The 13,746-nt window shown below is 49.5% G+C and carries 15 protein-coding genes; 3 read left to right on the top strand and 12 right to left on the bottom strand.

What is annotated here, in order from left to right; translation table 11 throughout:
• Positions 1-188: 188 nt before the first annotated feature.
• The 10 genes from NG795_RS28500 to NG795_RS14875 form a co-directional block, all read right to left on the bottom strand.
• Positions 189-341, bottom strand: a complete 153-nt coding sequence (locus NG795_RS28500) for an SUMF1/EgtB/PvdO family nonheme iron enzyme (protein WP_495855881.1) — start codon at positions 339-341, stop codon at positions 189-191.
• The gene (locus tag NG795_RS14915; protein WP_367289451.1) at positions 338-1,396 is read right to left on the bottom strand and encodes a reverse transcriptase domain-containing protein; all 1,059 of its coding nucleotides are present in this window, start codon (positions 1,394-1,396) and stop codon (positions 338-340) included. Before NG795_RS14915 ends, NG795_RS28500 begins: the two co-directional genes overlap by 4 nt.
• On the bottom strand, positions 1,353-1,727 hold the full coding sequence (gene avd, locus NG795_RS14910) for a diversity-generating retroelement protein Avd (protein WP_367289450.1): 375 nt from the start codon (positions 1,725-1,727) through the stop codon (positions 1,353-1,355). Before avd ends, NG795_RS14915 begins: the two co-directional genes overlap by 44 nt.
• Before the next feature lie 100 nt (positions 1,728-1,827).
• Complete coding sequence (locus NG795_RS14905) at positions 1,828-3,579, bottom strand: SUMF1/EgtB/PvdO family nonheme iron enzyme (protein WP_367289449.1); 1,752 nt, start codon at positions 3,577-3,579, stop codon at positions 1,828-1,830.
• A gap of 143 nt (positions 3,580-3,722) precedes the next feature.
• A complete protein-coding gene (locus NG795_RS14900) occupies positions 3,723-4,328 on the bottom strand; it encodes a J domain-containing protein (protein WP_367289448.1) in 606 nt (201 codons plus the stop codon).
• Positions 4,329-4,475: 147 nt separating this feature from the next.
• Positions 4,476-5,069: an ATP-dependent Clp protease proteolytic subunit gene (locus NG795_RS14895; protein WP_367289447.1), complete on the bottom strand. Its 594-nt coding sequence runs from the start codon at positions 5,067-5,069 to the stop codon at positions 4,476-4,478.
• A 77-nt stretch (positions 5,070-5,146) separates the two neighbouring features.
• The gene (locus NG795_RS14890; RefSeq protein WP_261200323.1) at positions 5,147-5,800 is read right to left on the bottom strand and encodes an ATP-dependent Clp protease proteolytic subunit; all 654 of its coding nucleotides are present in this window, start codon (positions 5,798-5,800) and stop codon (positions 5,147-5,149) included.
• Between the two features lie 305 nt (positions 5,801-6,105).
• On the bottom strand, positions 6,106-7,146 hold the full coding sequence (gene obgE, locus NG795_RS14885) for a GTPase ObgE (RefSeq protein ID WP_367289446.1): 1,041 nt from the start codon (positions 7,144-7,146) through the stop codon (positions 6,106-6,108).
• A 91-nt stretch (positions 7,147-7,237) separates the two neighbouring features.
• Positions 7,238-7,957 (bottom strand): Mo-dependent nitrogenase C-terminal domain-containing protein, encoded by a 720-nt coding sequence (locus tag NG795_RS14880; protein WP_367289445.1) that lies wholly within the window; start codon positions 7,955-7,957, stop codon positions 7,238-7,240.
• A 175-nt stretch (positions 7,958-8,132) separates the two neighbouring features.
• Positions 8,133-8,432, bottom strand: a complete 300-nt coding sequence (locus tag NG795_RS14875; protein WP_254567253.1) for a 30S ribosomal protein PSRP-3 — start codon at positions 8,430-8,432, stop codon at positions 8,133-8,135.
• Between the two features lie 278 nt (positions 8,433-8,710).
• Here NG795_RS14875 and NG795_RS14870 point away from each other — a divergent pair, with 278 nt between their 5' ends.
• Entirely contained in the window at positions 8,711-9,520 is an 810-nt protein-coding gene (locus NG795_RS14870; RefSeq protein WP_367289444.1) for a TIGR01548 family HAD-type hydrolase, read from the top strand.
• Positions 9,521-9,678: 158 nt separating this feature from the next.
• Here the strand turns inward: NG795_RS14870 and NG795_RS14865 are convergent, their stop codons facing one another.
• Together NG795_RS14865 and ruvB are read right to left on the bottom strand one after the other, a co-directional pair.
• The gene (locus NG795_RS14865) at positions 9,679-10,542 is read right to left on the bottom strand and encodes a tetratricopeptide repeat protein (protein WP_367289443.1); all 864 of its coding nucleotides are present in this window, start codon (positions 10,540-10,542) and stop codon (positions 9,679-9,681) included.
• A gap of 125 nt (positions 10,543-10,667) precedes the next feature.
• Positions 10,668-11,780: a Holliday junction branch migration DNA helicase RuvB gene (gene ruvB, locus NG795_RS14860; protein ID WP_367289442.1), complete on the bottom strand. Its 1,113-nt coding sequence runs from the start codon at positions 11,778-11,780 to the stop codon at positions 10,668-10,670.
• A gap of 101 nt (positions 11,781-11,881) precedes the next feature.
• On the opposite strand from ruvB, the gene NG795_RS14855 reads away from it, so the two are divergent.
• Together NG795_RS14855 and NG795_RS14850 are read left to right on the top strand one after the other, a co-directional pair.
• Positions 11,882-12,418: a sll1618 family protein gene (locus NG795_RS14855; RefSeq protein WP_367289441.1), complete on the top strand. Its 537-nt coding sequence runs from the start codon at positions 11,882-11,884 to the stop codon at positions 12,416-12,418.
• Positions 12,419-12,920: 502 nt separating this feature from the next.
• A complete protein-coding gene (locus tag NG795_RS14850; RefSeq protein ID WP_367289491.1) occupies positions 12,921-13,736 on the top strand; it encodes an ABC transporter permease in 816 nt (271 codons plus the stop codon).
• Positions 13,737-13,746 lie beyond the last annotated feature (10 nt).

Below are 13,746 nucleotides of genomic sequence, written 5' to 3'. Positions count from 1 at the left end.
TTTATCTGACAGCTTTTACCGACCACAATGGTGCTGATCATCTTGGAGAGTAAGCCAGGTAACGGTTCAGGAAAACCTTACTAAGCTACCTGGCTGGGGTTGATTTTTGGAGACGGTTACCCGGATCGCAGGAACAGGACTGGACTCTTCAAAATACCCTTGAGCAATTCCCATTGCTCAACTCTGACTCAGAAGAGTGCTGCGCCAACGAGACAGACCCGAAACCCCAGGTTGTTGTTGAGGTTGTCGCGCGTGTTGTCGTTGCGGTGGGCGGAACGGCAGTTAATCGGGTTGTTGTCCCAAGAACCGCCCCGCAGTCGGGTTGCCTGTCCCTTCTTCAATGCCTTGACTGAGCAAGGGAACTGAATAGCTGTTGTTGTAGCTGCCAAGTATCACCGTGATTCAGATGAGCTTGCCAGCTTTGCAAGGATTGATTCACTTGCTCCTGAGTTATTTTACCCTGGGCCAAATCATTTTGCAATTGTTTGAGCCTACGTCTTCCTCGCCGCAGATTGGCGGTCCGAACGCGAATGTGAGTCTGAAACACCCGAAATCCCACAAAGTTTGCGCCCTGGCGAGTGCTGAATAGTTGGCTTTTAATCGGATGAATTTTTAAGCGGATTTGGGCTAAATGGTTTTCAAGGGCGGGTCTGGCATCGACGAGAATCTCGCGATCATCGGCGAATAGAGCAAAGTCATCCACATATCGTAAATATTTTTTAATTTTGAGCGTTTCTTTGATAAAATGGTCTAGGCTATTCAGATAAATATTGGCAAAAAATTGACTGGTTAAGTTGCCAATGGGGAGGCCACGTTTACGTCCGAGGGGGGTTAACAGGTCATCGTCCGGGAAGTGATGAATCGCCGGGAATTGAGGGTTACTGTTGTCGATGATGGTGTTGATTAGCCAGAGAGTATCGGGACATTTGATTTTCCGGCAAATGAGGGATTTTAAGATTTCGTGGTCAATGCTGGGGAAATATTTCTCAATATCGCACTGGAGAACGTAGGGAGAGGACCGTAAAAAATGGGTGAATCTTTTTAAGGCGCGATGGGTTCCGTATCCGATCCGATTGGCGTAGGAATCGGTGATAAAAGTCCGCTCAAAGATAGGGTTAATGATGGCGCATAAGGCATGGTGAACCACTCTATCGCGGTAGGGAGCGGCGGAAATCATGCGGGTTTTGGGTTCTTTGATGTAGAAAGTCCGGTATTCCCCGGGTTGATAAGTTTTGTCAATTAAAGATTGTTGAATTTGCAGTAATTCTGATTCCAGGTTGTAGTTAAATTCCAGCACATTATCCCGATATCGCTTGCCTTTTTGGGCTTTGCGGGCAGCGAGGAGAAGATTTTCAAAGTTTGTGATTTGGGGATAAAGATGGCCGTGGCGTTTCATTTTTTTGTTGTTTAATCCAGCCTCCTAGGTTATTGCCGATGTCTTGCAGGAGTTGGCTGATGTATTGGTAACGGTCTACGGAAATGAGCTGAAAATCTAGGAGAAGGCGGGTTTGGTAACGTAAAATATCGAGTTGAGTGTTAATTTCCTCTAAAATTTTCAACTTTTCGTGAGCATATCTTGCCCGAATGAGCATTTCTAGGATATCATAGAGATTGGAGATGATTCTATCGCCTAATGTAAACTTATGTGTTTTGGGCAATCGGTTTAAAATGGGGACATACCACTGAATCAAGTCGTAGGTTTTCTGGATAATCGGTAGTTCTTTCATCAAACAGCAAAAAAAAATAAAAAAAAGCTCCCTGCGGTCGCTTTTTAAGAGGGTAAAGGGGAAAAAAGAGCAGAGGGCAAGAGGGCTAAAGGGTAAAGGGCTATAAGAGTCCTGCGCCAACGAGACAGACCCGAAACCCCAGGCCGATGAGGAGGACGCGCGCGTAGGCGAGGCGGCGGGCGGAACGGCAGATAATCGGGAGGTGGCCCCAAGAACCGCCCCGCAGCACATAGCTTTTATCACTTTCCTCTAACAAAACCTTCAGATTTGCCAAAGGATTTTGATAACGATTCTCATTCTCTTTTAGAGTCTCATCCCATACCTTACCATCCCTAGGCGCACCCTGATAATTCTCATGAAAGGGGTCGAAACACCACTCCCAAACATTACCATGTAAATCATACAACCCAAAGCCATTGGGGGGAAAGCTCGCTACTGGGGTGGTTTCTGCTCGATACTCCCCCTCAGCTTCCTCAGCAACGGTGTAGTTGCCATCATAATTAGCCAGGTCAGTGGTAATTGCTTCCCCAAAGGCAAAGGGAGTCATCGTCCCGCAACGGCAAGCATATTCCCATTCTGCTTCGCTGGGGAGGCGATATTCCTTCCCCGTCAGATTGCTTAGTCGAGCGCACCACTCTACCGCATCATACCAAGATACGCATTCAACGGGACGATTCCCGCCTTTGAAGGCAGAGGGGTCCGGGTCAAGGTCTCGGAGAAGGGTTCCCACTTGTGCCACTACCGTGCGCCATTGGTCTTGGGTGACGGGGGTTCTGCCCATGAAAAAAGAAGAAACCTGCACACAATGCTGAGGACTTTCTCGCCTAAACCCTTCCCACTCATACTGTTTACACAGGCGCTCAATTTCCGCCTCCTCTGTCCCCATCCAAAATGTTCCCCCGGGGATTTGCACCATGTCCAACCGCACCCCCTGACCCAAATCCTGGGGATAAAACCGCGCCTGACCCGGGATTTTCTCAATAATTTTCCCCTGACGGTTGACCCGCACGGTTTCAAAACTAAAGGATGGTAAACCCCCCCCACTATTAGGCAATAGGGCCAACCACTCGGCCACGGTTTGGGGGCGGTCTTCTGGCTTCACTGCCATCCCCTGCTTAATCGCATTTTGTAGTTCTGGGGACCAATGGCTGGGAATATTCAGGCTCTCGCGCAACACCCGCATCCAGGAAATCGGGGGTAAAATGCCCGTCAGCAAGTAGTACAGGGTTGCCGCCAAGGCATACACATCGGTAAATTCCCCCCGGTGTTCCCGTTCGTCGTACTGCTCAACCGGCGCATAATGCTGCGTAAGGGTAGAGGTGTGGGTTTGGGTCAAATCGGGGATAAACTCCCGCGCAATGCCAAAATCAATCAGCACCGCCTCATCCGCAGGCAACCGGACCATAATGTTATCAGGCTTAATATCCCGATGGAGCAAACCCTTATCATGCAAGATGCTCAACGCTTCCCCCACCTGCCGGATATAGCGTAACGCCACCGCCTCGGACAAGGCCCCCCTGTGCACCACAAGGTCTTTTAAATCCTGCCCCTGAATATATTCCATCACCATACAAGGCTGCCCTTCATGGGAGAAGTGATTGACCACCTGGACAATGTGGCGATGGCGACAGATGGCGATTTTAGCGGTTTCCCGGTCAAAGTCCCGCATAAACTTATCCCGATAGGGGATGTACTCCGGGTCGGTCATCACCTTATCGTTCAGGGTTTTTAGCACCCACTGTTGACCCTTATTGTCTTTGACCAAGTAGGTGATGCCAAAACCGCCCTGTTTGAGCTTCTTTTGAATAGTGTAGCGGTTTCCAAAAATTTTCGTACCCGGTTGCCAAACCATGATGACAGGAGGAGAGACTACCTCCCTAGTTTACAGCAACTCCCCTCTGGGAACCTCTTTTTCCAAGGTAGGGCTGTTTGATCCTAACGGGGGAGAACCGCAAAGGGGTTCTCTCTCAACTCAAGTAGAAGACCCGTATGGCCCTAGAAAATTTGCTCCAGACGCCGAAAATCTCGTTCGACTTCCATCCAGAGCGATCGGTTGTGGGGGTCGATGCGGAGGGCTTTTTTTAAGTAGATTCTGGCTTTATCTAGGTCTCCGGCGGCGATCGCATGGCGTCCCCAGCGTTGATAGGCGATCGCGTGCCATTGTCTCACTTCCGGGTCTTGGGGTAGCCGTTGTGCGAGGGCATCGACTAATGCTACGGCGCGGGGGAAGCGTTGTGCTTTTAAAAACCCCTGTAATTGTAAATACCCCCGCTGTTTGAGGAGTTGTTCCAGGTCCGTTAACCGGGGATTATTCCGAAACTCGGGTTCTTTGGGAGTGACTCGGGTTTTGACCGTGGTTTCTGGGGCCGTTGCGGGGGTGGAGGGGGTGCTGGGTTGTTTAACTTGGGCCGCAGGTTTGGCAACTTCTAGCAGGCGGTGATAGGCTTGATTAAGCTGGATAAATCTCTCATGCGATCGCCCGTCCCCGGGATTCACATCCGGATGATATTGCCGCGCCAATATGCGGTACGACGTCTTGACCTCTTCTAGGGTCGCACCTACTTTCAAACCTAATACGCTATAGCATTCTTCGATAGTCATTCTGATTAAAAATGGCAGATTCGCATAGAAATTCTGCCATTGTTCCACAAGTTAGGATAGTTAGGATATTACCCAATTTGGAGTAAGGAGGAGGGGACAAGGAGCAAATTTTCCCCTTGTCCCCTCTGGAAATCCCTACACTCGCAGTTACGGACGTTCTTCAATCACGCGGTCAATCAGGCCATAGTCTTTGGCTTCCTGTGCGGACATGAAAAAGTCGCGGTCCATGTCTTTCTCAATTTTTTCCAGGTTTTGATTGGTGCGATTGGCGTAGATTTGGTTAAGCTGACGACGAATTCGCACAATTTCCCTGGCCTCGATTTCAATATCCGAGGCTTGACCCCTGACTCCGCCAGAGGGTTGGTGGATCATGATTCGGGAGTGGGGGAGGGCCAGCCGTTTGCCCGGTGCTCCTGCCGCTAAGAGGAAGGAACCCATCGAAGCGGCTAGACCGACGCAAATGGTGACCACATCCGATTTAATGTGCTGCATGGTATCGTAAATCGCCATACCCGCAGTGACGGAACCCCCAGGAGAGTTGATATAAAGAATGATATCTTTGCCTGCTTCCTCAGAATCCAGATAAAGCATGATGGCAATGATTTTATTTGCCAGTTGATCTTCGACTTCGCTACCCAGGAAAATAATACGTTCTTGATACAACCGGGTTTCTAAATCAATCCACTGTGTATAAGAATCTCCCGGCAGACGATAGGGAACTTTTGGGTAACCGATAGGCATGATGTGAGACTCCGATGTTAGATGTGAGAGTTAAGTGGTGAGAGTTTAGAGTTCTCAAAATCTAAACTCTGAATGGATTAGACGATGGCGGGTATGGGATGCGCTAAGTCTTTTGCTTCTAAGACGCGATCGATGAGTCCGTATTCTACCGCTTCGTGCGGGTTGAGATAGAACACCCGATCCATATCTTTGATAATTTTCTCGTGGGGCTGACCCGTATTTTCGGCGAGGATATCGATCATGGTCTGGCGGTTGGCCAGGACTTCCTTGGCTCGAATTTGAATATCTGAGGCTTGACCCCGAGTATAACTCTTGGGTTGATGCAGCACGATTGTGGCATTGGGTAAACTGGTGCGGCATCCTTTGGTCCCCGCCGAGAGCAGCATTGCTGACATTCCCACTGCCATGCCGATGCAGATCGTGTTGACTGGCGGCTTGATGTATTTGATGGTGTCGCAGATGGCAAAGGCTTCGGTTTCAAAGGCTACGGGTTGGCCGCTTTCATTTGAGGTGCCGGTGGAGTTGATATAGATGTTGATGGGTTTTTCTGGGTCATCATACTGCAAATACAGCAGTTCGGAGATGATGAGTTCAGTAACCTGCGGCACTAGGGGCATACCCAGATAGACAATTCGCTCCTTGAGTAACAAGGAGGGTAAATCTGGGGGGGGTGTCCGTTGATATCCATCTCCGTAGTAGGGAGATTGAACTGCCTGTATGGGTGAGTTCATGTCAAGTTTCAGCTCGAATTCATGGCGGTTTCTCTATCAATAGTAGCGTGTTGCAGGACGGGGCACGGGGGTAGATTCTCGATTATTGATTCGTAATTTTACGAGTGGGGAGGTTTGGAGTAGGGGCCTGGGTCTGTGGGGTGTAGGTCTTTGGATTAGGGTGGGAATTGGGTTTCCCTCAGCAAGTGGGGACGGTTAAATAGCCGGAAATGATTGTAGAGACGCGAAAGGGGGCGTCTCTACGAAGGGGTTAACGACTGAAGTCGGGACGTTGAACTAAGATAAGAGAACGACTGAAGTCGTTACTACGAAATGAGATTCTGGATGAGGTCGCGTTCTTCTTTTAGGCGATCGATGGTGGTCCAGATTTCTTGGAGGAGGGGGTCGAGTCCTAGGCGGGAGACGGCGGAGATTTGAAAAATTGGGGTGGTGGACTCGGAGAGTTCACTTAGACGAGTCGAGATCGCCTCGATTTCTTCTTCCGTGCGATCGCAAGCGTCCATCTTATTTAACGCCACAATTTGGGGCCGATTCAGCAAATCCCGGCCATAGGCGGCTAACTCCTGCTGAATCATCTCATAGTCTTCAATCGGATCCTCTGCCGTGATATCCACCAGATGCAGCAACACTCGGGTGCGTTCGATATGGCGTAAGAACTCATGGCCCAAACCGGCCCCTAAATGCGCCCCTTCAATTAATCCGGGAATATCAGCGAATACGGTGCCGTCTCCACTGGGTTTTCTGACGACTCCTAAGTTAGGGACTAACGTCGTAAAGGGATAATCGGCAATTTTGGGACGGGAGGCAGAGAGGGCGGAAATTAAGGTGGATTTGCCTGCATTGGGTTTACCGACGATGCCAACTTCAGCTAGGAGTTTGAGTTCTAGGCGCAAAAACCGCTGTTCCCCTTCCAGTCCGGGTAAGGCATATTCGGGAGCACGGTTGCTGTTGCTGAGAAAATGTTTGTTTCCGAGTCCGCCTTTTCCGCCTGCGGCAACGACTAAGGTTTGCTCGGGTTCGATGAGGTCCCCGATGACTTCTTCCGTGGTGGCGTCATAAACCATTGTGCCGACGGGGACTTGAACGATGCGATCGCCTCCCGAAGCCCCAGTCCGATTATTGGGACCGCCTCTTTGTCCGTTTTCTCCTTCAATTCGGCGGTTGTATCTAAAATCTAACAGGGTTTGCAGATGTTCTACAGCCCGGAGAATGACGGAACCGCCCTTACCCCCATTGCCTCCAGCGGGGCCACCCGCCGGGACATATTTTTCCCGGCGGAAAGCGACGATGCCATCGCCACCCTTACCACCAGCGACTTCTATTTCTACGCGATCGATAAATTGCATGATTGTCCTTGGTCCTTTGTTAAAAGTAAGTTCGTTCTACATCCTGAACCCCTCAACAAAGGACTCTGGAGCCATTGGCGAGTGGTCGGGATTATTGGCAATAGGGGGTGACATCTTCCCCGCACTCATCGGCTAAGTAGGATAAAGCGCGGAAGCGTAAACCCACCATTTGCTCATAGAGTGGGTTGATATGGCACAGGGGGGGAATATGGACCACCTTATTGCCGAATAAATGGATATCTCGTTCAAATGGGCATTGCGGTGGAATCATTTTGCAGAGAAATCTAGCCAGTCGGGGGTCATGGATTTCCAAATCATCCAGCCAATGGCGCACTGGGGAGAGGACATCCCCCTGCTGTTTGGGACCCGGGTGCAGACCGACTGCCCCGTTCCCCTGGGGAGAAGCAATCGCCTCGAAATCTTGGACTTGGGCATTTCTTCCATCCCAGAGGGTATGGCGGAGGGCTTCTAAAACTTTAGAGTTTTGTCCGAGTGCGTGGCAAAACTCATATAATTTTTCCTCTTCACTGGGGGAATAAACTCCATCAGCTATGGCAACCATAACCGCCGTTCTTAAGAAGTTTTCGGCAATGATGGGTTCGTTGCCTAAAACTGCCGCTAACTCTTGGGGTTTGATGGGTTGGAGTTCACCCAAGTTAATTGAGGGTTCTAATTCTTCCTGAGTCAGTTCCGCAATTAAGTCTTTTTCTTCTTGGTCGAAGTGACCATCTGCCCAGGCAATGGTTAATAGTCCCCTCAGCCAGACATAAACTTGCTCGGCATTTAGAGGAGATTGAACAACACCAGTCATAAACTGTCAACCTGTTGAGTGTAAGTGCTCAATTCTATGGTAACTGTTCTTTTTGGGATGGGGTTGATTGTTTGGCTGATCTCGGGTGATTTTGATCACCGGGGTTAGTCAAAAACAATCAGCGGATATCTTTGTGGAGATATCCGCTGCTTTGAAGGCTTGATAACTCAGGGCTTCAGCTGCTACCTGTAAAGGCGACTTCCGGAAATTTGGACTGAGCTTCCATCATTGGCTGCCTTCTGCCTTCTTCTTGCCAGTAATTAATGACTTCAGTGGCTTTGTTGAGCAACTCTACGCGGTCAGTTTCGGAGATCCAGTGCTTCGCTTCTAACTCATTTTTTAGTTCTTCCCAGGCATCATTCCGAGGCCAGAAGAAGTAACGGGTTAATGGGCTGGTTCCCTTACCCACAACTTGATCAACTGCGATCGCGACGTTGTCCTCTAACCAGAGAACTTTTAAAATGAACTTTGACAATCACACCTCCTTGAGGTTTGTGTAATCTTCTGGTAATGGTACAACGCTTTATTGTAGCGCATCTTTGGGCTACTTGGGCGAGGATTGGAAAAATAAAGGCTCAAATAAAATCTCAATTTTTCCGGGTCCTATTTTTTGGGAATAGGCCAGTTTTTAATTATAGCTGATGTTTGACGAAAGGCGATCGCAATCTTTTTTCTTTTGGGACTATCGATGCTCTAGGGCCTATATTCTGAATAACAGCACTTTCAAGCGGTTATGGAGGGGAGCTATTTACGATGGATAGGAACATGACAACGATGGCGATCGCAGTTTTTGATATTGATGGGGTGATTCGGGATGTCAGTGGTTCTTACCGCAGGGCGATCGCGGATACGGTGGAACACTTTACCCAAACTGCCTATCGGCCCTCGTCGGCAGACATTGACAGTCTCAAGTCCGAAGGGGTCTGGAATAATGACTGGGATGCCTCGTTTGAGTTAGTTTGTCGGTATTTAGAGAGTCAGGGTCAAAGCCGCGATCGCCTGTCTTTGGATTACGATACCCTGGTTGAGTTTTTTCAATCCCGCTATCGGGGTCCCGACCCCAATACCATGACTGGCTACATTTGTCAAGAGCCATTGTTGGTGAATCCAGCCTATTTGGACAGTTTGACCCAGGCGGGAATTCCCTGGGGCTTTTTTAGTGGAGCCATGAGAGCGGAAGCGGCTTATGTCTTAGAAGGTGCCTTGGGATTAGCGGATCCGGTGGTGATTGCGATGGAAGATGCGCCGGGGAAGCCCGACCCGACTGGGCTTTTTGCCACTTTGAAGGAATTAGAAACTCGATATTCCAGTGCTGAAAATGCTCCGGTGGTGTATGTGGGCGATACGGTGGCGGATTTGTACACGGTTAGTCAAGCTAAAGAACAGCAGCCGAACCGTACCTGGATTGGGGTGGGGGTTTTACCACCTCATGTGCAAGAGAGTGAAGAGAGAAAGAACGCCTATAGTGCCAGTTTGAAAAAAGCAGGGGCGGCGATCGTTTTAGGGAATGTTAAGGAGTTGACACCGGGGTTGATTGGGGAGTTGGTGAAGGATGAAGGATGAAGGATGAAGGATGAAGGATGAAGGATGAAGGATGAAGGATGAAGGATGGGAGGGGAAACGACTGAAGTCGTTACTACGAACTGAAGAAACGACTGAAGTCGTTACTACGAACATCTCCCCCAAAGACCAATGACCAAAGACCAATGACCAATGACCCCTCACTCAATTTTGAGAAACTTCTCCAGGGCGCTGACCATTGCCGGGGGCCAGCGGCGGGTGTGGGCAACCCAGTCTAAATCTTTGTAGCGGGTGTCTAAACCGACGGCGGCAACCCAATTGCTTTCGGCTTCGCCGCGATGTCCTTGGGTCCAGAGGGCGGCGGTGAGGGCGGCGCGCATATCGGCAAATTTGGGATATTTGCGGAGGATATTTTTCATGGACTGGATGGCGGCTGTTTCTTCCCCGGTTTGATAGAGGGCGAGGGTATAATTGGCGCGGGCGAAGGCGTAGTCTGGGGCGAGTTCGCTGGCTTTTTGATAGTTGGCGATCGCCTCTGTCCAGTTTCCTCGTCCCGCTTCGGCATTGCCGCGATTATTGTAGGCAGCGGGGTCTTCGGGGTCGAGTTCGAGGACATGATTGTAATCGGCGATCGCATCGTCCCAGCGTTTTAACCCTTCATAGGCGGTGCCGCGATTGAGGTAAGGATCGGGAGCATCCGGTGCGAGTGCGATCGCCTGATTATAGTCCGCGATCGCCTCTTCAAGTTTATTCAAACTCACCTTGATATTCCCGCGATTACTCCAGGCAGCCGCATTATCCGGCACCTGTTCTAAAAACTGCGTCCAGTATTTTTCGGCCCCCTCTAAATCCCCTGCATTCATCGCCGCAAAGGCTTGAGTTCCCAGTTCTTCCAATTGTAAGAGGGCTTCGGTCCCCAATCCTCGGGTCTCAACTTCCTCCGATTGGGCGTAAGCTGGGGTAAGAGTTCCGATCCAAGTGAATAAACAGACTAAACAAAGCAATGCGATTCTGATTACCTGCCGTTGCCAAGGGTTCGCTGTTGTTCTCAATCGTTTCTCCATTGGGTATTTTGTTAAAAAATTAGATTGACACCAAATCCAGTTGTCAAAAGTCACTTTTCTTTCTTAGCCTGCGGAGGCAGGCTTTGTCCGTGTATCCCCAGGCTTCAGCCTGCGGGCGATTAAATCTAAATCCTCAAAGACAATTGTTCCGGGGGTGGGTTGTAGCCGAAATGCCTCCAAGCCGCTGGGGTAGCGGTTCTGCCGCGATGGGTGCGATTCAAATAGCCGATTTGTAATAAATAAGGCTCATAAACCTCCTCAATGGTTTGAGAATCCTCTCCAGCAGCGGCAGCGAGGGTTTCTAATCCGACTGGGCCGCCGTTGAAGTTTTCAATCAACATTTTTAATAAGCGTTGGTCGGTCCAATCCAGACCGATCGGGTCTACGTTAAACAATTCTAAGGCTTGATTGGCGACGTAGGCGTTAATATCTCCGCATTCCTTGACTTGGGCGTAGTCGCGGACTCGTTTGAGGAGGCGGTTGGCGATGCGGGGGGTTCCCCTAGAACGACGGGCAATTTCTTCGCAACCATCGGGGGTGATTGGGGTTTGCAGGAGTTCGGCAGTACGCTGAACGATCGCCGTTAGTTCATCTACCTCATAGAAGCGTAACCGTTGAATCAATCCGAAGCGATCGCGCAGGGGGGAGGAGAGATTACCAATGCGGGTGGTGGCTCCTACCAGGGTAAACCGTTGCAGGGGAATACTCCGAGTTCTGGCACTTTGTCCTTTGCCGATGGTAATATCTACGCGAAAATCTTCCAATGCCGGATAGAGAATTTCTTCACTCATCCGACTCAGGCGATGAATTTCATCGATGAACAGCACATCCCCCGGTTGCAGATTCACCAGTAACCCGACGATATCTCGGGGGCGTTCTAAAGCGGGGGCTGAGGTAATTTTACAGCCAACTTTCATTTCACTGGATAAAATTAAAGCCATTGTGGTTTTGCCCAAACCGGGGGGACCATAGAGTAATAAATGATCCAGGGCTTCCGATCGCGATTGGGCCGCTTTGATGGCAATATCCAGGACTTCTTTCAAGTCTTTTTGTCCGATATAATCCGCCAATCGGTGGGGGCGAATGCTTTCTTCCTGCTGAATGTTGGTTTGTTCTTCCGGGGTGGCTTGAGGTTCGAGCAGTCCGGGGTTTGAGGGATTGTAGGTTGCAGCTTTTTCAGCAGTTTTGCCCTCTTTCTTCGGTGGATCGGTGGGGTTATGGGAAGAGATGATTGCCATGAGTGCCTTTGTTCGTAGACAATAGTGCGAATGTGAATGGCGCGAAGTGCCATTTTTAGTCAGGATGCTGCAACGGATTTAAACAGGCTATTTTATGAGTTATGACTAATTTATCTTCTTTAACCGTACCGGATTCGGTCAGCTTCGCGGAGGCGATCGCCCTAACTGAATCGTTCTTAGAGCAAATGGCTACAGGGGCGCTTTCAGAAGCTCAGATTGCTCAGGTAACGGAAAATCTAGTGCGGACTCAAAATGGGGCGCGGGGGTTTTTTGTGACCTATTTAAGCGATGAGGGGACTTTGCCCGATCGCCCCTCTCCCGGAATTTTCCAAGGATTAGGGTCGTCTGAGGAGATTGTTTCGGAACTAATGGTAAAAAATCTCGCCATGTCTTCGGCAATGGTGATTGCTCACCGCCGTTCTGGGGATGAGACAACGGCTCAAGGATCCGAACGAGTGCGCGATCGCAGTACAGTGATCATTCAAACTCTAGCCTTGCCGACAATGCAAGCTAAAATTGCATCTTTGTTAGAAACCATCCGCACTGGAACGGGAAGTTATCAGTCATTTTTAGAGCGATGGAAGTACGATGCCGAGCAAAAAGCGGCGATCGCCACTGCGTTGCAAGCTGTTTTATAGGAAAAAGCACCACTTTTGATGAAATGAACCGACATTGACCCGACTCGGGGCTATCTGGACCGCGCTGCGATCGTTGCTCTAATCATTAAAAATGAAAGGGACTGCTGTTAGAGTGGAGCTCCAAAAGCGGATTTAGTGTCCTGGGGAAATATTATGGCGGATGGTGTGGAGGCCCGTATCTGACAAGCTATCAGGATATACTGTTTTTGCAAAAAGACTAAGAAAATATGCTTATAACTCTCCCCGTTGGGATATTCTGACTGGGGATTGGTTATCCTAAGCTCTAAGCGCGATCGCCATTGGAGAGGGGAACCCTCCATTCCGGCGATCGCCTCTAAGTCTAGTGAATTCCCGGCTCATGGTGTCAGATGATCCTCAATGGGAGCGATCGCCTGAGCGTTGCCCTCGCAATCGCCGCCATGTAGCCCCCTATTTGTAGTTGTGGGTGAGGATGTGAAAATTGGTCAGAACAATCAAAGGAGCCTTTCACAAGGCAAACTCCATTTCCCAAAGGTCACTGCTCGATGAACAACTGTTAATCAAGCTCAACCTGCTCAAAACCCTGGTCCAACGAGACTTAGCCGCTCGTTATAAAGGATCCGTTTTGGGCAATTTATGGCCCTTACTCAATCAGCTTTCCCAACTGCTGATTTACACCTATGTCTTCTCGGTTATCTTAAAGGTCAAGCTTCCGGCCAATAACTTACCGGAAAATAGCTTTACCTTTGGTTTATGGTTGTTTGCCGGATTGGTTCCCTGGATTGCTTTTACCACTGGCTTTATGCAAGCGGCTAATGTAGTGGTGGGACAACCCAATTTAGTCAAAAAAGTGGTTTTCCCCCTGAGTTTACTGCCTTTAGTACCCGTCCTTTCCGCGTTTATTGAAAGTACCTTTGGACTAATGGCACTGATTGTGATGTTGGCGATTTCTTCGGATACCCTCCATCCCACTCTGTTCCTCCTCCCCTTGGTGTGGGCGACCCAGCTACTGTTTACCGCTGGATTAGGATATTTAACCTCGGGATTCACCGTGTTTTTGAGAGACATTCCTCAATCCTTAATTGTGCTGGTAAATTTGTGGTTTTATTTGACTCCCATTTGCTATCCAGCAACGGTGATTCCTGAACAATGGCGGGAATTAGTATTTTGGTTGAATCCAATGGCGGCGATCGCTGAAACCTATCGAGATATTGTCCTCGTTGGAGAAATCAACCACCCCGGAGAATGGGCCGTTGCTACCTTGATTTCTTTAGTCATCTTCGCACTCGGTTTCTGGTCCTACCGGCGCTTACGCCCCGCCTTTGCTGATGTCATTTAAGTTAAGGATG

It is taken from the genome of Laspinema palackyanum D2c, assembly GCF_025370875.1.
GTDB classification, from domain to species: domain Bacteria; phylum Cyanobacteriota; class Cyanobacteriia; order Cyanobacteriales; family Laspinemataceae; genus Laspinema; species Laspinema palackyanum.
This window is presented reverse-complemented; position numbering and strand designations above follow the sequence as displayed.